At 65.0% G+C, this 20575-nt stretch carries 21 protein-coding genes; 7 read left to right on the forward strand and 14 right to left on the reverse strand.

The window, feature by feature from the left end; translation table 11 throughout:
* Positions 1-316: 316 nt before the first annotated feature.
* Complete coding sequence (locus tag ATE71_RS18760) at positions 317-1588, forward strand: metal-dependent hydrolase family protein (protein WP_058804867.1); 1272 nt, start codon at positions 317-319, stop codon at positions 1586-1588.
* A gap of 9 nt (positions 1589-1597) precedes the next feature.
* Here ATE71_RS18760 and ATE71_RS18765 read toward each other — a convergent pair whose 3' ends face one another.
* On the reverse strand, positions 1598-4156 hold the full coding sequence (locus ATE71_RS18765; protein WP_235588075.1) for an EAL domain-containing protein: 2559 nt from the start codon (positions 4154-4156) through the stop codon (positions 1598-1600).
* 226 nt (positions 4157-4382) lie between these two features.
* Here ATE71_RS18765 and ATE71_RS18770 point away from each other — a divergent pair, with 226 nt between their 5' ends.
* Entirely contained in the window at positions 4383-5414 is a 1032-nt protein-coding gene (locus ATE71_RS18770) for a fatty acid desaturase family protein (RefSeq protein ID WP_058804869.1), read from the forward strand.
* Here the strand turns inward: ATE71_RS18770 and ATE71_RS18775 are convergent, their stop codons facing one another.
* The 3 genes from ATE71_RS18775 to ATE71_RS18785 are packed head-to-tail and all read right to left on the reverse strand — an operon-like array spanning position 5415 to position 7992.
* On the reverse strand, positions 5415-5897 hold the full coding sequence (locus tag ATE71_RS18775) for an asparaginase domain-containing protein (RefSeq protein ID WP_058804870.1): 483 nt from the start codon (positions 5895-5897) through the stop codon (positions 5415-5417).
* Positions 5894-6379, reverse strand: coding sequence for a DUF3291 domain-containing protein (locus ATE71_RS18780; RefSeq protein ID WP_058804871.1), 486 nt, complete (start codon positions 6377-6379; stop codon positions 5894-5896). Before ATE71_RS18780 ends, ATE71_RS18775 begins: the two co-directional genes overlap by 4 nt.
* A gap of 11 nt (positions 6380-6390) precedes the next feature.
* Positions 6391-7992, reverse strand: a complete 1602-nt coding sequence (locus ATE71_RS18785; protein ID WP_058804935.1) for a lysine--tRNA ligase — start codon at positions 7990-7992, stop codon at positions 6391-6393.
* A 107-nt stretch (positions 7993-8099) separates the two neighbouring features.
* Between ATE71_RS18785 and ATE71_RS18790 the strand changes: the two genes are divergently transcribed.
* The 3 genes from ATE71_RS18790 (at position 8100) to ATE71_RS18800 (ending at position 11892) form a co-directional block, all read left to right on the forward strand.
* Complete coding sequence (locus tag ATE71_RS18790; protein WP_058804872.1) at positions 8100-8468, forward strand: PilZ domain-containing protein; 369 nt, start codon at positions 8100-8102, stop codon at positions 8466-8468.
* A gap of 82 nt (positions 8469-8550) precedes the next feature.
* Positions 8551-11286: an ATP-dependent DNA helicase gene (locus ATE71_RS18795; RefSeq protein WP_058804873.1), complete on the forward strand. Its 2736-nt coding sequence runs from the start codon at positions 8551-8553 to the stop codon at positions 11284-11286.
* A gap of 54 nt (positions 11287-11340) precedes the next feature.
* Entirely contained in the window at positions 11341-11892 is a 552-nt protein-coding gene (locus ATE71_RS18800; RefSeq protein ID WP_058804874.1) for a SixA phosphatase family protein, read from the forward strand.
* A gap of 10 nt (positions 11893-11902) precedes the next feature.
* On the opposite strand, the gene ATE71_RS18805 is transcribed toward ATE71_RS18800, so the two are convergent.
* The 5 genes from ATE71_RS18805 to rpmF all read right to left on the reverse strand — a co-directional run bounded on the left by ATE71_RS18805 (position 11903) and on the right by rpmF (position 14959).
* Positions 11903-12289, reverse strand: coding sequence for a MerR family transcriptional regulator (locus tag ATE71_RS18805; protein ID WP_058804875.1), 387 nt, complete (start codon positions 12287-12289; stop codon positions 11903-11905).
* A 29-nt stretch (positions 12290-12318) separates the two neighbouring features.
* Positions 12319-12612 carry an integration host factor subunit alpha gene (locus ATE71_RS18810; protein ID WP_058804876.1) on the reverse strand — a complete coding sequence of 98 codons (294 nt, stop codon included), beginning with the start codon at positions 12610-12612 and terminating at the stop codon, positions 12319-12321.
* 149 nt (positions 12613-12761) lie between these two features.
* A complete protein-coding gene (locus tag ATE71_RS18815; protein ID WP_058804877.1) occupies positions 12762-13727 on the reverse strand; it encodes a beta-ketoacyl-ACP synthase III in 966 nt (321 codons plus the stop codon).
* Complete coding sequence (gene plsX / locus ATE71_RS18820; protein WP_058804878.1) at positions 13724-14758, reverse strand: phosphate acyltransferase PlsX; 1035 nt, start codon at positions 14756-14758, stop codon at positions 13724-13726. Before plsX ends, ATE71_RS18815 begins: the two co-directional genes overlap by 4 nt.
* 21 nt (positions 14759-14779) lie before the next feature.
* Complete coding sequence (rpmF, locus tag ATE71_RS18825; RefSeq protein ID WP_011541714.1) at positions 14780-14959, reverse strand: 50S ribosomal protein L32; 180 nt, start codon at positions 14957-14959, stop codon at positions 14780-14782.
* A 342-nt stretch (positions 14960-15301) separates the two neighbouring features.
* On the opposite strand from rpmF, the gene ATE71_RS18830 reads away from it, so the two are divergent.
* Positions 15302-15739, forward strand: a complete 438-nt coding sequence (locus ATE71_RS18830) for an MAPEG family protein (RefSeq protein ID WP_201022988.1) — start codon at positions 15302-15304, stop codon at positions 15737-15739.
* A 2-nt stretch (positions 15740-15741) separates the two neighbouring features.
* Here ATE71_RS18830 and ATE71_RS18835 read toward each other — a convergent pair whose 3' ends face one another.
* The 4 genes from ATE71_RS18835 to ATE71_RS18850 form a co-directional block, all read right to left on the reverse strand.
* Positions 15742-16407, reverse strand: a complete 666-nt coding sequence (locus ATE71_RS18835) for an MBL fold metallo-hydrolase (protein WP_058804879.1) — start codon at positions 16405-16407, stop codon at positions 15742-15744.
* A 48-nt stretch (positions 16408-16455) separates the two neighbouring features.
* The gene (locus tag ATE71_RS18840; protein WP_058804880.1) at positions 16456-17016 is read right to left on the reverse strand and encodes a TIGR02281 family clan AA aspartic protease; all 561 of its coding nucleotides are present in this window, start codon (positions 17014-17016) and stop codon (positions 16456-16458) included.
* Positions 17017-17051: 35 nt separating this feature from the next.
* Entirely contained in the window at positions 17052-17627 is a 576-nt protein-coding gene (locus ATE71_RS18845; protein ID WP_058804882.1) for a hypothetical protein, read from the reverse strand.
* Between the two features lie 111 nt (positions 17628-17738).
* Positions 17739-18464 (reverse strand): YgfZ/GcvT domain-containing protein, encoded by a 726-nt coding sequence (locus ATE71_RS18850; protein ID WP_058804884.1) that lies wholly within the window; start codon positions 18462-18464, stop codon positions 17739-17741.
* 56 nt (positions 18465-18520) lie between these two features.
* Here ATE71_RS18850 and pyrC point away from each other — a divergent pair, with 56 nt between their 5' ends.
* On the forward strand, positions 18521-19543 hold the full coding sequence (gene pyrC / locus ATE71_RS18855; protein WP_058804886.1) for a dihydroorotase: 1023 nt from the start codon (positions 18521-18523) through the stop codon (positions 19541-19543).
* Between the two features lie 99 nt (positions 19544-19642).
* Here the strand turns inward: pyrC and rarD are convergent, their stop codons facing one another.
* A complete protein-coding gene (gene rarD, locus ATE71_RS18860) occupies positions 19643-20560 on the reverse strand; it encodes an EamA family transporter RarD (protein WP_058804889.1) in 918 nt (305 codons plus the stop codon).
* Positions 20561-20575 lie beyond the last annotated feature (15 nt).

Here is a 20575-nt window from a genome sequence, read left to right on the forward strand (position 1 = left end):
CCCCCTCCCCATCGCTTCGCGGCTGGGAGGATTTTTGACGTCCGCTCCCCACCCCTAAGCCACCATCGCTCCCCCACAAAAACTGCTGTCCTACATTGTCGCGCCGTGTCAGCCTTCGCCGGCTCTTTGAAATCGACGGCTTGCGCAAACAGGTCTTGGGATGCCCCTAAAGCCACAAAGGACACAGTTTCGACGCGCGCACGCGGGGCTTTTGTGGCTTTAAGCATCGACTTTGCCTCAAAATGGCTTCCCGCCATGCCCCCTTGCCCTCCCTCGCTTGCCGCGCCACGATGGTGCATCAAACAGGGGAGATTTCATGCGCAAATTCGGAATGGTCGCGGCAGCGACGCTCGCGCTGCTCGGAACGACGGCGCACGCGAAGACCACTGTCATTTATGCGGGCCGCGTCATCACCGACGCTAGCAAACCCGCACAAGGCCCCTCTACCGTCACCATTACCGACGACCGCATCACCGCGGTCACTCCGGGCCGCACCGAAGCACCTGCGGGCGCCGAAGTCGTCGACCTCGGCGACAGGACATTGCTTCCCGGCCTTATCGACCTTCACGTCCACCTCACCGGCGATCCCGGCGACGATTATCGCGCGGCGTCGGTCGATCCCGACGAATGGGGTGTCGTCGTTGGCGCAAAGAACGCCGCAATCACCTTGCGCGCGGGCTTCACCACCGTCCGCGAGGCGGGATCGGCGCAGTATACCGCCTATGCGCTGCGCCGCGGTACCGCGAACGGCTTTATCGAAGGGCCGCGCATTGTCGCCGCTGGCCCCGCGCTGTCGATCATCGGCGGGCACGGCGACGTCACCGGCTTTCGCGAAGACGTCCACGCCGTGCTCGACCAGGGCTATACCTGCACGGGTCCGCTCGAATGCGCCGAAAAGGTCCGCAAGGCGTCGCGCGCCGGCGCCGATGTCATCAAGATCACCGCGACCGGCGGCGTGTTGTCGCAACAGGCGCGGGGGCTCGAAGGGCATTTCACCAGCGCCGAACTCCAAAGCATCGCCGACACCGCGCATTCGCTGGGCCTGAAGGTCATGGCGCATGCCCACGGCGCGGGCGGGATCACGGCTTCGGCCGCGGCGGGGATCGACAGCATCGAACATGGCACTTTCGCCGACGATGCGACGCTGAAGGTGATGAAGGCTAAGGGCACCTATCTCGTCCCGACCCTGATGGCGTTCGAGGGGATCCGCGAACGGCTCGGCAAGGGAATTTACACCCCGACGGTCGAGGACAAGGTGCGCATGACGCTGAACGACGTCGGCAAGGCGGTGACGCGCGCGAAGGCGCTCGGCGTGCCGGTCGCCTTCGGCACCGATGCCGGCGTGTTCGAACATGGCCGCAACGGCGGCGAGTTCGCCCTGCTCGTCAAATATGGACTGACCCCGCAAGAAGCGCTGGCCAGCGCGACGACCGTCGCCGCGAAACTGCTGTCGATGGAAAACGAGATCGGCCGCATCGCGCCAGGCATGTCGGCCGACATGGTCGCCGTGTCAGGCGACCCTCTCGCCGATGTCAGCGCGCTCGAAAAGGTCGATTGGGTCATGGCGCGCGGCCGGATCGCCGACTGATCGGGCGCGTCAGGCGGCGCGGCGGACCCGTCCCCGCGCCGACGGAAATGTCTTCGGCCCGATCAGCGCTTCGATGTCGATCGCGGCGGCGAATTGCACGCCGACGCGATTGCCCTCCGACCAGCGCGCCTCGGCATCGAAAACCTGGTCCGGCCCGAACTCGAGCGTCAGCGGCGTCCCGGGCGGGACATTCCACAATCCCTCGACCAGCGCGCCGCGCGACGACATGTTGCGGACGATCGCCTCATATTGATAGCCGCCGCTAGCGACCTGGATCGTACGGAAAATGGTGAGCCGCGGCTCGCGCGCGCTCTTGAAACCATTGGCCTCGACCCGCCCCCCGCCCTCGCGCAGCAGCGCCAGCACCTCGGCGAGGTCCATCGGCTTGCCATAGATATAGCCCTGGACATGGCTGCACCCGAGCCCGCGGATCAGCGCCAGGTCGTCGTGCGTTTCGACGCCCTCGGCCGTCGTTTCCATGTTCAGCGCAGTGGCAAGGCCGACGATCGACGAGATGATCGCTGCATTCATGCTGCTCGGGTCGGCGGCGCCGAGCACGAAGCTCTGGTCGATCTTGATCTTGTCGAACGGCGCCTTCTTCAGATAGCCGAGCGCCGAATAGCCGGTGCCGAAATCGTCGAGCGCCAGCCGCACGCCGGTTCGTTTCAGCTTCTGGAACATCGCCAGATTCTCGGGACTTTCGTCGAGGAAGACGCCCTCGGTAATTTCGAGTTCGAGTTGCTCGGGACGGATTCCTGCCGCCGACACCGCGCTTAGGATCGTCCCCGGCAGCTTTTCGTTCGCGAACTGGCGCGGCGAGACGTTCACCGCGACCCGGTAACCGGGCCCAAGCTGCGCGATCGTCGCGCAAGCGGTGCGGATGATCCATTCGCCGATTGGAACGATCAGGTTCGATTCTTCGGCCACCGGGATGAATTTCGACGGGCTGATCAGGCCCCCCGTGGCATGATGCCATCGGATCAGCGCCTCGAATCCGGTGATCCGTTCGCTGCCGACATCGACGATCGGCTGATAGAGCAGCTTCAGCTCGTCCTTCACCAGCGCATCGCGCAGCGCATCTTCGATCGCTTTGCGCTCGCTCGCCTGATTGTGCATCGCATCGGCGTAGAAGCGATAGACGCCGCGCCCCGCATCCTTCGCGGCATAAAGCGCGAGGTCGGCGTTGCGCACCAACGCGGAGGCGCTCACCCCCTGCCCCTCGGATACCGCAATGCCGATCGACGATCCGATACGGACCTGCTCGCCTTCGATCGAAAAGGGCTTGGCCAGACTCAGGATGATCGCATTGGCGATGCCGGCCAGCTTCTCGGGCTGGATCATCTGCGGCACGACGATCTGGAACTCGTCGCCGCCCAGCCGGCCCACCTGCCCCTTGTCGCCGACGATCTGCGTCAGCCTCCCGGCAACCTGCTGCAACAGCTGGTCGCCCACCGGATGCCCCAGCGTGTCGTTGACCGCCTTGAACCGGTCGAGGTCCATCAGCAGCAGCGCGCACGGCTGCGCCTGTCCGCTGTGGCTTTTCAGCGCGCGTTCGAGCAGGTCGGTGATATGGCGCCGGTTCGCAAGGCCCGTCAGCGTGTCGTAGCGCGCGAGCTGGTTAATTTCGCGTTCCGACCTCTTCTTGTCGGTCAGGTCGGTGCCGCTGCCCCGGAATCCTTGGAAGTTCCCCAGCTCGTTGCTGATCGGCTGCCCCGATATCGACCACCAGCGCTCCTCGCCGGGGACCGCCGCCTGAACGGTCAACTCCTTGAACGGCGTGCGAGACGACAAGCTGAAGCCGAGGGTGCGTTCCTCGCTCTCGTCATTGCCGATCCGTTTGCGGATGATGTCGGTAAACGGGTGGCCGAGCAGGTCGGCAAGCGGCCGGTCGAGCCGCGCCGCGACGGTCGGCGAGATATAGACAAGATGCCCATGGCGATCGGTTTCCCAGAACCAGCCGCGTCCCGCGCGTTCGAAATCGCGCATCAGGTTCAGCGCCCGTTCCTGATCGCTCATCGCCAGACGCGCAGCGCGGGTTGCCCGCCGCTGGTGCCGGATATCCTCGCGCATCATCACGATCAGCAGGCCAAGGAATATCAGCCCCGCAACTCCGAAGGGCCACGACGCCACGCCGATGGCCCCACCTAGTGCCGTCGTGCCGGCAAAAGCGAAAAAGGCGGGGCGCACGATCACGACTGCCGAGGCTGCGACGAGCAGGGACCCGATCTGGATTGCGGCGAAGGCATCGAAATAGCGACTGCCGTCGGGGACCGCGATCGCGGCGAACATCGCCGCGGCGTTGAGCAGGCTGCCGAACGCGACGAGCCCCATACAGGTCATCACCAGCGCCCGCAGCCGCTTCGTCGGCAAGGGACGCGGGCGGCGCATCGCCTGCCCGATCACCGTCAGCAGGATGTCGCAAGGCAGGCCAGCCGCCATGACGAGCCATTGCGACGGATGATGCAGGAAGCCCGCCACGCCCGGAACGAAAGCGAAAGTCAGGAACGCAAGAACGCGGCTGATCAGCACATAATGCCACAGCTGCGCCACACGCATCAGGCGCGTCACGAACTCGGGCGAATCAAACAGCGATTCGTCCAGAGACGCTTCGCCGGTCGCAGGCCTGATGATGTTACGCCGAACCCCCAAATTCCCGATATTCCTGCCGTCTGGTCCCGCCCGTTCCCTGTCCCGAAAGCCTTTCCAAATCCTTACCAGCGCGCGCTGGTTTCACCCGATATTGTGCCAAAACGGAAGGGGTTGGGTTTCTGTTCGCAACTTGATATGGTGCCCCATGCCCGCTGTTCGCCTCTTTCCGCCCGATCGCTTTTTCGACCGCGCCGAATGGTCCGCTATCACGCGTGCCTCGTCCTGGCGCGGCATCTGGCTCGTGGCGCACGCGTGGATCGTCAGCATTGCGCTCGTCGGTCTCGCCGCCTGGTCGCAAAACCCGCTGGCTTGGGCTTTGGCGGTGGTCTTCGTCGGCGGACGCCAGCTCGGGCTTGCAATCCTGATGCACGACGCCGCGCATGGCGCGCTACACCCGAACAGAAAGCTCAATAATTTCATGGGCCAATGGCTGACCGGCGCGGCGGTCGGATCGGACCTGATCGCCTATCGCACCTATCATCTCCAGCACCATAAATTCACCCAGCAGCCCGAAGACCCCGACCTCGCGTTGTCGAAACCCTTTCCCACGACGCGCGCCAGCCTGCGCCGCAAAATGCTGCGCGATCTCACCGGCCAGACCTTCCTCAAGCAGCGTATGGCGCAATTCGGCTTCGCCTTCGTCGGGCTGAAGGCGATGCTTCGGGGCGAGGCGGCGCAAAAGAGCGGCGCGAGCACCAAGGCGGGAACCCCCTTTAACAAACAGTCCGACGACGGCATGACGTCACCGACGATCGACGTCGCGGGCGCGATGGCGGTGACCCGCGCGGTCGGACGTTTCCTGATCGTCCAGACAGTGTTGCTCGCCCTGTCGCTCGCGCTCTATGGCTGGACACCTTGGCTGCTCTGGCTCGCCGGGCTCGCGACGACCTTCCAGCTTTATCTGCGCATTCGCAATATCGCCGAACATGCTTGCACGACGACGGGCAGCGAAGATCCCTTCACTCACGCGCGCACCACGCATGCGGGCTGGCTCGCGCGCGCGACGGTCGCTCCATATTGGGTGAATTATCACGCCGAACATCACCTGTTCATGGGCGTGCCCTGCTATCGCCTGCCGCAAGTCCACGCCGCGCTTGGCCGTGCGGGCAAGCATGATATGATGACGATCGCGCCGAATTATGCCGCGGTGCTGCGGCGGGTCACCGCGGCCGGCTGATCAGCCTTCCTGTACGAAGCGAGCGCCCGCGCGATCCTTCACCGTCTTCTCGGGGTCGAAGATCATCCCGTTCATCGCGACATAGACGCCAGGCGGCAACGTCTGCACCGCGGCCAATGCAAATCCGACATTGAACTCTGCATCGCTCGCGCGCACCGACGCGGGCTGCATCGCCCCCGTCATCACGATCGTCTTGCCTTCGATCCCCGCGAGCACGCGCCCGGTGACGACCATCGTGTCGGTGCCGTGGGTGACGAGGATGCGCGACGCATCGCTCGCCGCAACCGCGGCGCGGATCGCCTCGCGGTCGGCGTCGTCGAGCTCGAGGCTGTCCTTGCGCATCAGCTGGGTCACGCGGTGCGCGATATGGACGTTATTCTCACGCAGCATATCGGGGATCGCCGCCGGGCCGATCTGGAACTCGCTCAACGCATCGAAATAGACTTTGTCGATCGTCCCGCCGGTCGTGAAGATATCGATCATGCGCACTCATCCTGCACCGGCAACGCTGGCGTGCCGTCGGGCGCGGCAAAGGGCCGTTTGAAGGTGAAGGCTTCTGCGGTCGGGCCATGCGCCGCAATCATCGCGATCCGCGCCATGCCCTCGGCGACGGTCGGACGATGTCCGGCGGGCACCCACCACAGCGCCTGATAGACCGCCATGTGCTCGAACCATTCCTTGCGCCGCTTCATCACCGTCAGATGGTCAGGCGTGCGATAGACATACGCGGCAAGCGCATCGATATCGCGCCACACCGACATGTTCGCGATCACATGCGGATCGTCGGTGACGGGCACGTCGGTCGCATTATTGCCCTCGCCAGTCAGCCGCCAGATAAAGCCGTCGGCCGCCTCGGCAACCGCATTCACATGGTCGAGCGCGTCCATGAAATCGCGGTTGGCAACATGTTCGGGCGGCAAGCGAAAGCGCCCGATATTGATCTGCGCAAGTTCATAAGCCGCCATATGCGTCCCTCTCAGGCGAGTGCCTCGGCGATCAGCCGCCGCGTGTTGTCGATGCCGAACAGCGCGATAAAGCTGCCCATCCGCGGCCCCGCGCTCGACCCGAGCAGCGTCTCGTAGAGCGCCTTGAACCAATCGCGCAGATTTTCAAAGCCATAGGCTTCGTTCTTGCCGATCTCATAGACGATATTCTGGATGTCGTCGGCCGACGCATCGACGGCGAGCGCGGCGAGTCGGTCGTCGAGTTCCTTCAGCGCAGCGACTTCGCCACCCACTGGCTTGCGGCGCTTCAGCGTCGGCGCGACATAGTCGCGGTTATACGCCATCGCATTGTCGATCAGCCGGTCGAGTTCGGGATAAGTCGCTGCATCGGCACCCGCGACATATTGGCCAAGGTAGCGCCAGATCTGCTCCTTCGACGCGTCGGCGCCCATCACCCCGACCAGGTTCAGGAGCAACCCGAAGGTCACCGGCAATTCGGTCGCCGGCACGCCCTGCCCGCGCGCCACATGGACATGATGCACCGGATTTCCCAGCTTCTTGTCGGCCTCCTGCGACGGATAATTACCGCGCATCTGCAGATATTCGTCGACCGCCTTCGGCACGACGCCAATATGCAGCTGCTTCGCCGCCTTCGGCTCGCGGAACGCGAAAAAGGCGAGGCTTTCCTCGCTGCCATAGCGCAGCCACTCCTCGATCGAGAGGCCATTACCCTTCGATTTCGAAATCTTCTCGCCCTTTTCGTCGAGAAACATCTCGTAGATCAGCCCCTCGGGCTTGCGCCCGCCAAGCGCCTTGGCAATCTTGCCCGACTGGACGCCGCTGTCGGTCAGGTCCTTGCCATACATCTCGTAATCGACGCCGAGCGCGACCCAACGCATCGCCCAATCGACCTTCCACTGCAGCTTCGCGCCGCCGCCTAGGACCGAATGCGTGATCGTCTCGCCCTCATCCTCGAACGATACGAGCCCCGCGTCGGCATCGACGACGGTCACCGGCACCTGCAACACGATCCCCGACTTGGGGCTCACCGGCAGGATCGGCGAATAGGTCGCGGCGCGCTCGGCGCGCAGCGTCGGCAACATGATGTCGAGAATGTCCTGGTTATGGCGCAGGACATTCTTCAGCGCCTCGTCGAACGCGCCCGCCTTATATTGCTCGGTCGAGCTGACGAATTCATATTCGAAGCCGAAACGATCGAGAAACTCGCGCAGCATCGCATTGTTATGATGTGCGAAACTCTCATACTTGCCGAACGGATCGGGGATCGCGGTCAGTGGCTTGCCGAGATGCTCGCGTAGCATATCCTGCTGCGGCACATTGTCGGGAACCTTGCGCAGTCCATCCATATCGTCGCTGAACGCAACCAGCCGCGTCGGCGCGCCGCCGGTCAGCGCTTCATAGGCGCGGCGCACCATGGTCGTGCGCAGCACTTCATTGAAGGTGCCGATATGCGGCAGCCCCGAGGGACCATAGCCGGTCTCGAACAGCACCGCTTCACCGCCCGGCTTGCCTTCGGGATAGCGTTTGACCAGCTTGCGCGCTTCCTCGAACGGCCAGGCCTTGGACGTTTGCGCGGGTTCGCGCAGCGAAGAGTGAAGATGCAGGTCAGTCATGGCAGCGCCCATAGCGGGAAGCGCGGTCGAATCGAAAGGCAAAATTGTCCCGGCGCGACGCAACATCGTTACCGGAATATTTACCATGACGGCATAGCATCCCGTACATGGACAATTTCCGCACCCCCACGGCCCGCAGCCACAAGCGCACCCCGGTCTCGATCGACGTCACCGTCAACGGCGTGCTGAGCTTCGTCGACGGCAGGATCACCGACCTGTCCGAAGGTGGCGCGCGGATCGACGGGGCAAGCATGCCGGCGCGCTCGCGCTGCGAAATCCACTATGCAGGCGAAGTCACCTACGCCGTCGTCATGTGGTCCGAATTCGACCGCATGGGCGTGCGCTTCCCCTATGAACTGACGCACGGCGCGCTGTACAAGGCCCTCGGGAACGCACGCGGCGCGGCGATGATCGAACCCGCGCAGATTTTCCACCGCAACCGCCCGGCGGTATTCGGACGCCGCGGGCTGAGCTGACTTTCGATCATCCCTGTCGCGAAGCGATCGGAAGGATCGGGTTCGCCTTGCCGCGTTCGCCTTTTGTCCCTAGCGTGGAACGATGGCGCCCGCCCCGCTCACTCTTCCCGCGATCCACGCGAGCCACGTCGGTATCTGGATCGCCGACACGTACGGCCGCGTCCAGCGCGTCGGACGCGGCGAGGCGATCGCCGCGGTCGCGGCAACCCCGCACCTGCTTCTCAACGCGACGCTGACCGGCGACCGGCTTGGCTATCCTGAACTCTCGGGGCTCGACCTGCTCGAACTCTTCGCCTTCCTCTATCCCGCGCGTTTCGCCGTCCCCACGCCCGCTGGCATCGCGAGCGTAATCGAACTCGCCCCGCCAAAGGCCGAAGAGGAAATCGCCGCTTTCCTTCCCAGAGCGGCCACTGCAATGCTCGCAAGCCTCGACGATGCCGACTGGCCCGAGCGCGAGGGTGCCTGGCACAGCGCCCAGGCGCTGTCGCGTCAACGCTGGCCCTGGTCACCGCTCATCCAATCGCGTCTGACGGTCCCCGAGGGTAACGAACGTTGGCTCTTCGCGCGGCTGCCCGAATGGGAAGAGCAGCCCCCGCGCGGAGCGCCGCGTCAGGTCACGATCAACCCCGACGATGTAACGGCACGCCTTGACCGGCTCACCGGCCACGGCGCCGAACGCCGGCCGGGCCAGCAGGATTATGCCCGCGCCACCACCACGATCTTCGAACCGCGCGAACGCAAGGACGCGCCGCAGATGCTCGTCGCCGAGGCCGGGACCGGCATCGGCAAGACATTGGGCTATCTCGCCCCCGCAAAGCAGTGGATCGACCAGTCGGCGGGCAGCGTCTGCATCTCGACCTTCACCAAGGCGCTACAACGCCAGCTATCGCGCGAGACCGAACGGCTCTACCCCGACGCCGCCACGCACCGTGAAAAGGTCGTCGTGCGCAAGGGGCGCGAAAATTATCTCTGCCTGCTCAATCTGGAGGACGCACTGCAGGGCGGCTTTTCCGGGCGCGCTGCGATTCTCGCGCAGCTCGTCGCGCGCTGGGCGGCCTATACGCGCGACGGCGACATGATCGGCGGCGACCTGCCCGGCTGGTTGCCCGCGCTCTTCCGCCGCAACGGAACCACCGCGCTCACCGACCGCCGCGGCGAGTGCATCTATGCAGGCTGCCCGCATTTCCGCAAATGCTTCATTGAACATTCGGCGCGCGCCGCGACGCAGGCGGATATCGTCATCGCCAATCATGCGCTGACGATGGTGCAAGCGGCGCGCCCCCGCGACGGCGGCGCGCCCGCGACGCGGCTGATCTTCGACGAAGGCCATCATTTGTGGGACGCCGCCGACAGCATGTTCGCCGCAGCACTCACCGGACAGGAAGCGGTCGAGATCCGCCGCTGGGTGCTCGGTCCCGAGGGCAAGTCGCGCGGACGCCGCCGCGGGCTCGCCGCACGGCTCGCCGATGTCGCAAGCTATGACGAGGCGGGCGACAGGGCAATTCAGGCCGCGATCGCGGCTGCCGCCGAACTGCCCGGCGACGGCTGGCTCGGCCGCTTGTCCGAAAACGAGCCGTGGGGCGCCATCGAACGCCTGCTCGTTGCCGTCCGCGCCATGGTCTATGCGCGCGGGATCGACAGCCGCACCGCCGACACCGGCTACGGCCTCGAAACCGAGCTTGCCGACCCCGACCCCGAACTCGTCACCGCCGCCGCGAGCGCGAGCGATGCGATCGAGGCGCTGCTTCGTCCATTGATGGCGCTCGGCAAACGGCTCGAAGCGCTAATCGAGGATCCGCCCGACTGGCTCGACGGGCAGGCCCGCGCGCGCGTCGACGGCGCGCGTCACAGCCTCGGCACCCGCATCGACACATTGGGCGGCTGGCTGTCGCTGCTCGGGCGCGTCGGCGGACCCGCGGACCCCGATTTTGTCGACTGGCTCGCGGTCGGCCGGTACGACGGGCGAGAATTTGACTGCGGCCTCCATCGTCACTGGCTCGACCCTGCGCGCCCGATCGCCGAGGTCGTTTACCGTCCCGCGCAGGGCGTTCTCGTCACCTCAGCAACCTTGCGCGGAGGCGGGCATGGCGGCGGCGGCTGGACCGACGCCGATATCCGCACCGGTGCACGCCACCTGGACGGCGGCGTCCAGCATTTCGCGGTGCCGAGCCCGTTCAATTATGCGCGCCAATCCGAAGTGCTGATCGTCACCGACATCGCGCGCGGCGACCTTCCCGCGCTCGCTGGCGCGTACAGTCGGCTGATCGAGGCATCGGGCGGCGGCGCATTGGGGCTGTTCAGCGCGATCCGGCGCCTACGCATCGTCCATTCGCGTATCGCCGACCGCCTCGCGCGCGCTGGCCTGCCGCTCTATGCGCAACATGTCGACCCGCTCGACACCGGCACGCTCGTCGATATCTTTCGCGCCGATCCCCATGCTTCGCTGCTCGGCACCGATGCGCTGCGCGATGGCGTCGACGTGCCCGGCGACTCGCTGCGCCTCGTCGTGATGGAAGGCGTTCCCTGGCCCCGCCCGACGATCCTCCACGCGGCGCGGCGCGCGGCGCAGGGCGGCAGTGCCTATGACGACATGGTCATCCGCGCGCGTATCGGGCAGGCGTTCGGCCGCCTGATCCGCCGCGCCGACGATTTCGGACAGTTTGTGATGCTCTCACCCAGCTTTCCGTCACGGCTGCTCAGCGCCTTCCCCGAAGGCACCCCGGTCCGCCGCCTGCCGCTCGACGAAGCGGTCCATCATGTCGCTGCGGCGAATGTCGAACAGCGAAAAAGCGCATATCCCGCCTTTTCACCGTCATAAGATTGCGGCACAGAGCGTCCGGTTGAGGGGACGAAGGCAGTTCGGGGAGCGATTTTGAAAACTCTGACCATTTTGCGCCACGCCAAATCGGGTTGGGACGTGCAGGTCGAACGCGATTTCGACCGGCCGATCAACAAACGCGGCGCGCGCGGCGCCGAATTGATCGGGCAATGGCTGAAGCGGCAGAAGCTACCCGTCGATCGCATCGTCGCCTCGCCTGCGGTGCGCGTGACCGAAACGCTCGATATCTTCCAGCCTGCCGCCAGCCTCGACAGCCTCGAACCACATTGGGACCGCCGCATCTATCTCGCCTCCGCCGCGACGTTGATCGACGTTATCCGCGACACCGGCCGCGACGCCCAGCACCTCCTGATCTCGGGTCATAATCCGGGGCTGGAGGATCTGATCCTCATGCTCGTCCCCGAAACCGAAGAAGACATGCTTCGCGCCAGGGTCGAGGAAAAGCTGCCGACCTCGGCGCTCGCCCGCCTCGAGCTCGATATCGCCGATTGGCACGATCTCGACACGGGCATGGCGCGCTTCGTCGGTTTCATCCGGCCGCGCGACCTCGATCCGGCGCTAGCGCCGGCAATGGACGAGGATTGAAGGACGCGGCCTAACCCAGCGCGGCGACAAGCCGCTGGCGAAGTCGGATCAAGGCTTCGACGGGCACCCCGGCAGCAATGCCTTTTGCCGGTGCGCCCCCTTCCTCCGGAGCATGATAAGCCCGCGACGCCTGCGTGACGCCCGTGCCCGAATCCGACAGCGCCTTGCGCGCACCCTCGACGGTAAAACCCCGCACGTGCAGCAGATCGTGAATCTGCTCGGCCAGCGCGACATCCTCGGCGCGGTAATAGCGACGGCGCCCCGAACGCTGGAGCGGCTTCAACTGGGGAAAGCGCGTTTCCCAATAGCGCAGAACGTGCGTCGGGACGCCGATGCGGACGGCGAGTTCGCCGATGGCGAGCATGGCGCCGGACGCCTTGCCGCCATCGTCGGGCATGTCAGGACCCTTCACGGGAAAAGCCCCGGCTATTTACCGGCAACGCGGCCACGCATCGTCTGGCTGGCGCGAAAGGTCATGACCCGGCGCGGCAGGATCGGCACTTCGATACCTGTCTTGGGATTGCGGCCGATGCGCTGCGCCTTGTCGCGCAGGACAAAGGTGCCGAACCCCGAAATCTTCACATTCTGTCCGGTTGCGAGCGCGTCGGACATATGATCCAGGATCGATTCGACGATCGTCGCTGATTCGTTGCGCGACAGGCCGATCTGCTGGTTGATCCGCGTCGCAATGTCGGCCCGGGTGAGCGTCCCTGCAGTCATGTTGATCCCTTCCCCCTCGTAAAGCACATGAGCGAACGGGTCTCCGACAGCCCCCACCGTCGCGAGTCCCGTTTATCTATGTAACAAATGCGAATTAATCCTCCAAACTGAAACGGATGGAGCGAGAAGTTCATGCGCCGGGGTGATGGCTATATCCGCAACACCGCCGCACCCCAGGTAAAGCCGCCGCCCATCGCTTCGAGCACGACCAGATCGCCGCGCTTGATGCGGCCGTCGCGCACTGCAAGATCGAGCGCGAGCGGCACCGACGCGGCCGATGTATTGGCGTGCTGGTCCACGGTCAGCACGACGCGTTCGGAGGGCAGGCCCAGCTTTTTGGCCGTCGCGTCGATGATCCGCTTGTTCGCCTGGTGGGGAACGACCCAGTCGATCTGCTCGGCCGACAGGCCGACGTCGGCCATCACTTCACCGAGCACCGAGGCAAGGTTGGTGACCGCATGACGAAACACCTCGCGGCCCTGCATCCGGACATGGCCGACCGTTCCGGTCGTCGACGGCCCGCCATCGACATAAAGCATGTCGCAATATTGCCCTTCGGCGTGAAGCCGCGTCGCAAGGATGCCTCGATCGTCCTCGACCTCTTCTGCCGACAGCACGACCGCACCGGCGCCGTCGCCGAACAGCACGCAGGTCGTTCGATCTTCCCAATCGAGGATACGACTGAAGGTTTCGCTTCCGATCACCAGCGCATGCCTCGCGGCGCCGGTGCGCAGCATCGCGTCGGCGACCGACACCGCATAGAGGAAACCGGAGCAAACGGCGGCCACGTCGAAGGCGATGCAATCGGGTGCACCAATCAACGCCTGCACCTTGGTCGCGCTGGCGGGAAATGTATTGTCTGGGGTGGCCGTCGCCACGATGATCAGGCCGATATCCGCCGGCTGGAGCCCTGCGGCCTGAAGCGCCTCTTTCGCCGCATCAGCGCCAAGCGTCGCTGTCGTTTCATCGGGTTCGGCAATATGGCGGAAACGGATGCCGGTTCGCTCGACGATCCATTCGTCGCTGGTATCGACGCGCTCGGCGAGCTCCGCATTCGACACCCGCGTGCGCGGCAGCGCCGATCCGGTCCCGGCCAGAATCGCGCGGCGCGTCATGCGGCTGCGCCACTGCGGAAATTCGCAAGATCTTCGGTCACCTGGCGCGTAATGTCCTTTTCGATCAGCTCGGCGCACAAGTGGACGCAATTGGCGACCCCCTTCGCATCGGCGCTGCCATGGCTTTTGAGCACCACGCCGTTGAGGCCAAGGAACACCGCGCCGTTGTGATTATTGGGGTCGAGATGGTGGCGCAGCAACTCGGTCGCGGGGCGCGAGATCAGGAAGCCGATCTTCGACCGCGTCGAGCTGGTGAAGGCGCGGCGGAGCAGGTCGGTCACGAAACGCGCCGTGCCCTCGATCGTTTTCAATGCGATGTTGCCCGAAAAACCGTCGTGGACGATGACATCCACATTGCCGCGCGACAATTTATCGCCTTCGATGAAGCCGGCAAATTCCATCGGCAGCCCGTGCGCCTCGCGCAGCCGCGCCGCGGCATCACGGATCTCGTCGGTGCCCTTCAATTCTTCGGTACCGATATTCAGCAGCGCGACGCGCGGCTTTTGGAGGCCCATCGCGGTGCGCGCATAGGCTGCGCCCATGACCGCGAACTGGATGAGGTTGTTGGCGTCGCAATCGGTGTTGGCGCCAAGGTCGAGCATGACGACGTCATTATCGCCGAGCGTCGGCAACAATGCGGCGAGCGCCGGCCGGTCGATCCCGGGCATCGTGCGCAGCGCCAGCTTCGCCATCGCCATCAGCGCGCCGGTATTGCCCGCGGACACGGCGCCGCCCGCATCGCCGCGCTTTACCGCGTCGATTGCGAGCCCCATCGAGGTGCTCTTGGCCTTGCGGATCGCCTGGCTGGGCTTGTCCTCGCCCGAAACCACGCCGTCGGTGTGGAGAATATCCGACGCCGCGCGCAGATTGGGGTGGTTTTCGAGCGCCGCCTTGATCCGTACTTCGTCGCCTACGAGCAGGAAGCGGAGGCCATCATGCTGGTGGCGCGCCATCGCAGCGCCGGCGAGCATCACGCGCACGCCGACGTCACCGCCCATCGCATCGATTGCGATTCGCGGTGTCAGTGCCATCTAATGCCCTCCGGCCTGATTTTACGCGCCGACCGACACCACTTCGCGGCCGTTATAATGGCCGCAGGCGTTGCAAAGATTGTGCGGGCGCTTCAGCTCGCCGCAGTTCGGGCATTCCTGGAAGGCTTCGACCTTCAGGCTGTCGTGGCTGCGACGCATGCCGCGCTTCGAGGGCGAGGTTTTTCGCTTGGGAACGGCCATGATTTTTCCTGCATTCTCAAATAGTGTGTCACGAATCGGCTGCCCGGATTTGTCAGTCCCGTCGCCGGAAATGACTGGCCCGCCCGCCAAGCCGAAGCCTGTTCCCGCCCGAATGGAGCGGGAAAATCTTCTGCCGGAAGGTGCCTCAACGCCAGATGGTGTCGGGTGCCGGATCGGGCGCGGCTATAGCGTTTTTGCCCGCAAAGGCAAGCCCATTGCGCGCAGGAATAGCGCCGACTTCATTCCCCTCACCGTGCGGAGCTACACATGCTTGCCCTACTCACTCAGCGCTGCCACATCTCTCGCACTGCCGGAATGCCGGCCAATAGGGGGGGACATAACATGATAATCTTGCCGATCAGCCTGACGATCGCCGCCGGCGCGGCGCTGCTCAACCTGTGGCTCTCGATCCGAGTCGGCCGCGTGCGGACCAGGGAAAAGGTCTTCATCGGCGATGGCGGCAATGACCTTTTGACGCGCCGCATGCGCGCGCATAGCAATTTCGTCGAAAATACGGCCTTTGTCCTGATCCTGCTCGCGCTCGTCGAACTCGGCTTCGGCTCGTCGATGTGGCTGTGGGGAGTCGGCGCGCTTTACCTCGTCGGCCGTATCCTGCACGCGATGGGCATGGACGGGATGATGTGGGGCCGCATGGCCGGCACGATCATCACCATGCTCACCCAGCTCGGCCTCGCCCTCGGCGCACTCGCGATCGTCTATACGACACCGACGAACATCACGACGACCGAAATCGAAACGGTAGCCGCCGAACCGCGCTGATCCTAGCTGCCCAGCGCCATATCGCTCACGAACGGGTTGGTCCGCCGTTCGTGGGCGAAATTGCTGTGAGCGCCGTGCCCCGGGAGGAAGGTAGTGTCGCCGCCGAGCGGCCACAGCTTCTGCGTGATCGAATCGAGCAGCTGCTGGTGATTGCCGCGGGGGAAATCGGTGCGCCCGATCGAGCCCTGAAAGATCACGTCGCCGACAATCGCCAGCTTCGACGGCGCGTGATGAAAGACGACATGCCCCGGCGTGTGCCCCGGGCAATGGATGACGTCGATCTCCAGATTGCCGACGGTCACCGTGTCGCCGTCGACCAGCCAGCGGTCGGGCTCGAAGGATTCGCCGACCATGCCGAAACGCGCGCCATCCTCAGCAAAGGCTTCGATCCAGAACCGGTCGTCCTCGTGCGGCCCCTCGATCGGCACGCCCAGCTCTTTCGCCAGCATCCCCGCCTGTCCGCAATGATCCATATGCCCATGGGTGACGAGGATCTTCTCGACCTCAACGCCGGTCTGCTTGACCGCTTCCTTCAGCTTGGGCAGGTCGCCGCCGGGATCGACAAATGCAGCCTTGTTCGTCGCGGTGCACCACAGCAAGGTGCAATTCTGCTGGAAAGCGGTAACCGGCACGATCGCCGCGCGCATCGGGGGGGTGGGAGCGTTCATGGCGCTCGATGTGGGGAAATTGGCCCGCTTTGGCAAGTCTGCGCCGCCTCAGCGCAGCGTCATCGTATCGCCCTCAACATTCACCGCGTCGAGTTTCGAGAGGAAGCTTTGGCCAAGCAGCGACACACCCATGTCGGCGTCGACGACCGCGGCCTGCACCTGCCGCACTTCGAGCCCGTCGACTTCGACGCTGTCGAGCATGACCGTCCGCATCGGCACGTCGCCGCCCGCAGTGCGCGCCATCCCGCTGACCGGCAGGTCGTCGACGTCGATCCCGATCGCTTCGGCATCGCGGCGGGTGAGTGCGATGATCGACGCGCCGCTGTCGACCATCATGCGGACGTTCGTGCCATCGATTTCCGCATCGGCGTAAAAATGCGAGTCGCCGGACCGGCCGAGCCTCACCTCCCCGCCCGATGATCGGGACGCCGGCGATGGTTCGGACGACCATCCGCCGCGCCTGCCGCGCTGCGTCGTCCAGTTGCTGTGGGCGTCGTCGGCGTTTTCGGCCGACGCGCGCGCATCGCTGGCCGACCGTCCGGCGATCCCCGCCATCCCGATCGACGCCACCGCGATCACCGCGGCCAAGCCAAGAAAACGCCCCATCATGCGGCGCCTTTTCGCAAACACAGGTTGGTTATTGGTTAAGCCGGGGCCTGTTCGATGAAAGCCCGCCAGGCCGAAGTCGTCCCACGGATCGAATAAACGATCCGCGCGCAGGCATAGGAACGCCCCGGGCGGTTGTCGGCCTCGGTTGCAGTCGCCGGCCAAGGCCCCGTGCCGTCACCGCCCGCCGACCAGCAGACGATCGCCTCGGCCTCCTTTCCTGCTTCGATCGCGGCACGTTCGTCGGCGCTCAGCGATGCAGGGGCGCGCCAGCCGAGGATCGCGCGGTGCGTGAAGCCTTTGGAGAAAAGCGCGCGCCGGAACGGACTGTGACGATCGCCGAGAAGATTTTCGACGCGCACGCGGTCGGCGGCAGACAGCCATTGCCCGCCGAGCAAGGGTGCCCACGCCGCCTCGTCGCGCGAACGGAGCGCCGCGACCAATTCGTCGGCTGCCGCCGCAAAGCGCGGCGTCCACGCCGAATCCACTGCGAGCGGAACAAGTTGTGAGGGGGGCGACGAAGCCTCGGGCGCGGTCGGCAACAGCGACGCCGGCGCCGCGATTGCAGCAACGGGGGCTGCGAGAATGGCGACGAGCGCCAACGAAATCGGCATAGCGCGCATGCCGCGCGATCTATGGTCAGGACCCATCTCGACGTCCCTTCTGGACTTGACCTCGAACGTGCAATGAATGGGTTACGACCCTAGCAGCAAAAGCTGCATCTGTCATGAACCGGCGGCGAGCCCCTCGCGCATCCACGCCGGGGCGGTAGCGGGATCGATCGCCTCGGTCCGCCGATGCTCGACCGACCAGCCAAGCTCAGGATAGGCAATGACCTGCCTTTTTTCGTCGGCCTCGGCGATCGGTACCACGACGAGGCGCCGGTTCACCTTCTGCCGCCAGTTCATCCGCGCGGTATTTTCCTGCCCAACGTAACAGCCCTTGGTAAAGCTGACCCCGTTCAATTCAGCCGCATTGCATTCGAGCCACAACGTCGTCCCGTCGCCAAGTTCGGCGCGGCCTTCGGCGACGCCCAGCGCGAGCCGGTGCGCGCGCCAAGCGGCGTCGGCTCCCTCGCCTTCGCCGGCGGGCGCAAGCCAGCGCTGGCCGAGTTCGGGCAGCCGCGGATCGACGACACCCAGATCGCCGCCGGGCGCCCAATGGATCGCCAGCTCGGGCTCCAACGCGATCGTGACCGCGCGGCGCAGACGATATAAGGTCAGGCGCTTCACCAGCGCCTCCGCCGCACCGCGCTCGCAATCGATCAGCACGTCCTCCTCGTCCGCCCAGATCAGGAAGTCGAACAGCGCCTTGCCCTGCGCAGTGAGCAGCGCCGCCCAAACCGGCAGATTGCCCGACGTGTCGTTGGTGACGAGCCCTTGCAGGAAACCGCGGACGTCCTCCCCCGAGAGACGGATGAGCGCGCGGTCGTGAAGGGTGGTATTAGCCATGGCGATAATCTAGGGACCCGGCAGCCAAAACCAACCCGCAAGTTGATGAGTCTGACATGACCGACCGCCTGACGATCCGCCGCCCCGACGACTGGCATGTTCACCTGCGCGACGGCGCGATGCTCGACCATGTCGCGCAATATACCGCGCGCCAGTTCGCGCGCGCGATCGTCATGCCCAACCTGTCGCCGCCGGTGACCACCGCCGACGAAGGCCGGGCGTATCGCAACCGCATCAACGCCGCGGTGCCCGCCGGGCTAGACTTCACCCCGCTGATCGTCGCCTATCTCACCGATAACAGCGACCCCGACGAGATGGCGCGCGGCCATGAAGAGGGCGTCTTCACCGCCGCCAAACTCTACCCCGCGCACGCGACCACCGGAAGCGCGCACGGCGTTACCGACGTCGCAAACATCATGGGCGTTCTGGAAAGGATGCAGGAAATCGGTATGCCGCTCCTGATCCACGGCGAGGTCACCGACCATGATGTGGACATTTTCGACCGCGAAGCGGTGTTCATCGAACGCACGCTCGAACCGCTCGTCCGCGCGGTTCCGGCACTCAAGATCGTCTTCGAACATATCACCACCGCCGAGGCTGCCCAGTTCGTCGCCGACGCGCCCGCCAACGTCGCCGCGACGATCACCCCGCAGCATCTCCACATCAACCGTAACGCGATGCTCGTCGGCGGCATTCGCCCGCACGCCTATTGCCTGCCCGTCGCGAAGCGTGAGCATCACCGGCTCGCGGTGCGGGCGGCCGCAACCTCGGGCTCGCCCAAATTCTTCCTCGGCACCGACAGCGCGCCGCACGCGGTGCATACGAAGGAGGCATCCTGCGGCTGCGCGGGTATCTTCAACGCACCTTACGCGCTCGAAAGCTACATCAAGGCGTTCGACGAGGATGATGCGCTGGCCCATTTCGAAGGCTTCGCCAGCGAACATGGCCCGCGCTTCTACGGCCTGCCGCTCAACGAGGGCACGGTGACCCTGGAACGCGGCGATACGCTCGTCCCCGACCGCATCGGCGAGGTCGTCCCCTTCCACGCCGGCGAAACGCTGGGCTGGCGGCTGGTTTAGCTTCCTTCGTCACCCCGGACTTGATCCGGGGTCCATGCGGCGACGGCGACCAAGGATGCCGGACCAGGTTCGGCAGGACGAGAAGGAAAGAGGCGCCGCCTATGCCACCTCGATCATCCGCTCGGCGCGCATCTTGCGCAGCATGTCGAAACTGAACACCGCGATGCTCGCCCAGATCAGGATAAAGCAGGCGAGCTGCGCTGGTTTCAGGGGCTCGTGGAAAACGAACAGGCTCAAAAAGAACTGAAGCGTCGGCGCGAGGAACTGGACAAAGCCGAGCGCGGCATAGCTCATCCGCCGCGCGGCAGTGGCAAAGAGCAGCAGCGGCACCGCGGTGACGACGCCCCCGGCCATCAGCAGCAAGCTGACCGATCCCTCTGATCCGAAGCCGCGCCCGTCGCCCGCCCACAGATACCAGGCCGACACCGCAAGCGACGGCAACAGCAACACCGTCGTCTCGACCGACAGCCCGGGCAGCGACCCCACCGGCACGACTTTCCGGATCAGGCCATAGATGCCGAACGAGAAGGCGAGCGTCAGGCTGATCCACAGCGTATCGAGCGCGCCGGCGAGCAGGATCGCAACCCCAACGCCCGCGATCACCACCGCCAGCAGTTGCAGCCGCGACAAACGTTCGCCGAGGAAGATCATACCGAGCATCACGTTCACGAGCGGATTGAGATAATAGCCGAGGCTCGCCGCGAGCACATGGTCGGTGAAGATCGAATAGATATAGACCAGCCAGTTGACCGCGATCAGCACCGCACTGACGATGAGCAGCCGCAGTGTCCGCCAGTCCCTCAGCGCCGCCAGATATTCGCCGATCTGTCGACGAAAGAGCATGATCAGGAAACAGAGCGGCAGCGACCAGACGATCCGCTGCGCCAGCACCTCGACTGGCGGGACACTGCTCAGCAACTTGAAGAAGAGCGGGACGAAGCCCCAGATGCCATAGGCGGCCAGCGCATAGGGCAGCCCGCCCTGATTGGTCCCTGCGCGGGCCGGTGTCTGTGCCATGGCGCTCGACTTCTA

The organism is Sphingopyxis sp. H115 (assembly GCF_001468465.1).
Lineage (GTDB): Bacteria > Pseudomonadota > Alphaproteobacteria > Sphingomonadales > Sphingomonadaceae > Sphingopyxis.

Coding starts and splice junctions, on each gene's coding strand:
- ATE71_RS18760 (WP_058804867.1), top strand. CDS start 317: ATGCGCAAATTCGGAATGGTCGCGGCAGCGACGCTCGCGCTGCTCGGA.
- ATE71_RS18770 (WP_058804869.1), top strand. CDS start 4,383: ATGCCCGCTGTTCGCCTCTTTCCGCCCGATCGCTTTTTCGACCGCGCC.
- ATE71_RS18775 (WP_058804870.1), bottom strand. CDS start 5,897: ATGATCGATATCTTCACGACCGGCGGGACGATCGACAAAGTCTATTTC.
- ATE71_RS18780 (WP_058804871.1), bottom strand. CDS start 6,379: ATGGCGGCTTATGAACTTGCGCAGATCAATATCGGGCGCTTTCGCTTG.
- ATE71_RS18785 (WP_058804935.1), bottom strand. CDS start 7,992: ATGACTGACCTGCATCTTCACTCTTCGCTGCGCGAACCCGCGCAAACG.
- ATE71_RS18790 (WP_058804872.1), top strand. CDS start 8,100: ATGGACAATTTCCGCACCCCCACGGCCCGCAGCCACAAGCGCACCCCG.
- ATE71_RS18795 (WP_058804873.1), top strand. CDS start 8,551: ATGGCGCCCGCCCCGCTCACTCTTCCCGCGATCCACGCGAGCCACGTC.
- ATE71_RS18805 (WP_058804875.1), bottom strand. CDS start 12,289: ATGCCCGACGATGGCGGCAAGGCGTCCGGCGCCATGCTCGCCATCGGC.
- ATE71_RS18810 (WP_058804876.1), bottom strand. CDS start 12,612: ATGACTGCAGGGACGCTCACCCGGGCCGACATTGCGACGCGGATCAAC.
- ATE71_RS18815 (WP_058804877.1), bottom strand. CDS start 13,727: ATGACGCGCCGCGCGATTCTGGCCGGGACCGGATCGGCGCTGCCGCGC.
- plsX (WP_058804878.1), bottom strand. CDS start 14,758: ATGGCACTGACACCGCGAATCGCAATCGATGCGATGGGCGGTGACGTC.
- rpmF (WP_011541714.1), bottom strand. CDS start 14,959: ATGGCCGTTCCCAAGCGAAAAACCTCGCCCTCGAAGCGCGGCATGCGT.
- ATE71_RS18830 (WP_201022988.1), top strand. CDS start 15,302: ATGATAATCTTGCCGATCAGCCTGACGATCGCCGCCGGCGCGGCGCTG.
- ATE71_RS18835 (WP_058804879.1), bottom strand. CDS start 16,407: ATGAACGCTCCCACCCCCCCGATGCGCGCGGCGATCGTGCCGGTTACC.
- ATE71_RS18840 (WP_058804880.1), bottom strand. CDS start 17,016: ATGATGGGGCGTTTTCTTGGCTTGGCCGCGGTGATCGCGGTGGCGTCG.
- ATE71_RS18845 (WP_058804882.1), bottom strand. CDS start 17,627: ATGCCGATTTCGTTGGCGCTCGTCGCCATTCTCGCAGCCCCCGTTGCT.
- ATE71_RS18850 (WP_058804884.1), bottom strand. CDS start 18,464: ATGGCTAATACCACCCTTCACGACCGCGCGCTCATCCGTCTCTCGGGG.
- pyrC (WP_058804886.1), top strand. CDS start 18,521: ATGACCGACCGCCTGACGATCCGCCGCCCCGACGACTGGCATGTTCAC.
- rarD (WP_058804889.1), bottom strand. CDS start 20,560: ATGGCACAGACACCGGCCCGCGCAGGGACCAATCAGGGCGGGCTGCCC.